2 protein-coding genes are annotated in these 1454 nt (G+C 43.3%); one reads left to right on the top strand and one right to left on the bottom strand.

The window, feature by feature from the left end:
• The coding region (locus ACTXGO_RS13690) for an SDR family NAD(P)-dependent oxidoreductase (protein ID WP_443574910.1) at positions 1-626 on the bottom strand (626 nt) is incomplete at its 3' end.
• 244 nt (positions 627-870) lie between these two features.
• Here ACTXGO_RS13690 and ACTXGO_RS13685 point away from each other — a divergent pair.
• Positions 871-1454 (top strand): hypothetical protein (locus ACTXGO_RS13685; protein ID WP_443574909.1); only part of this gene is annotated, 584 nt, incomplete at its 3' end.

Here is a 1454-nt window from a genome sequence, read left to right as displayed (position 1 = left end):
TTATCCACCTTTTCTTGATCCTCTCGCATGTCTTTAGTCATACTGGTTTTGGTCGCAGTAGGGTTGACCGCGTTAACACGGACGCCGTCTGCACCATGATCGAGCGCTAAGGTACGCGTAAGATTGGTCACGCCTGCCTTAGCTGCATTGTAAGCCGCCATATTCCAGTCGCCACCGATACCAGATAGCGATGAGACGTTGACGATATTGCCTTTGGTTTTTATTAAGTGTGGCAGGGCAGCTTGGCAAACATAAAAAGTGCCATTTAAATTGACGTCCATAGCCGATTGCCAGTCCTCGGCAGATAAGTCTATGATTTTGCCCTGCATGCCTTTGCCTGCATTGTTTACGACGATATCTAAGTGCTCAAACTTGTCTATAACGCGCTTAATCATCTCCTGTACTTGACCTTGGTCGCTAATATCGCAAACGACAACCATATAATTGTCTGAATGAATCCACGTTTTGTCCTGTGGAAATTCGCCTGCGGTCTCCTCCAAAGTCTCAGCAGTACGCCCCACTAGCACAACATTAGCGCCTTCATCGGCAAAACGGATAGCGGTTGCACGCCCCATGCCTGAACCTGCACCAGTGACGATCACGGTTTTTTCTTTAAAACGTTTCATAATTTTGAATCCTTGTTATTATAAGTGGTAAGTGCGCCGTAGATATAACTGAACATGGCTAAAATAATTGACAGAACATCAGTTTGTTTGTAGCTATTTTAGTCATCATAACAACTCATCGCTATGAAAGCGATTGTGTATAATTATTCTTATGTATAGTATTTTTTATCGTACTAGAGAATAAGATTGCACTTATGCTGTTTATTTAAAGATTATTTTGATTTACCAATGAAAGGGTCAAATTTTGTCTAAAACCCCAAAGAGCACGCCGCCTTTTTTAGCAAAAGATTTAGCCTGCTACTTATCAGTACGGCCTGTTGAGGTTGCGCTTCCAGTACCACTAGGTACAAATAGCGCACAGCATCATGCCACTTTATACCGCTATCAGTTGCCTTTGGGTGGGATTAATGTATTAGCCTTCACCCTTTACTTGCCAGCGCACAGTAGTCGTAGCGTCATAGAAAGCGAGCGCATGGCTATGATTAAGGGGGCGTTGGCATGGCATAAACTGTTTTTGACACAGAATGCTGAGGATTTAAAAAGTCACAATCTATTAACCTTTGATATTCAGCTCCACAATCATAACGATCTAAGTCAAGCGTTTAGTCTTTTAGATATACAAAATGCTCAAAGCCGCGCTTTTGAGCACAGCTTTGGCGCGCGCTACTTTATGGAGGATCTGGTCGTTGATATGAGCGAAAACGTTCAGCAGCTACAAATTTTTAGTCGACAGGACTGGCACGCTATACTTACAGCAGTACAGACGCCTTGTGAGTTATGGCGGTTTTTGGAGTATCATTTAGCGTATTTGCAGCGCTCAGCGCTTGA

This window comes from Psychrobacter sp. T6-1, assembly GCF_052258445.1.
This window is presented reverse-complemented; position numbering and strand designations above follow the sequence as displayed.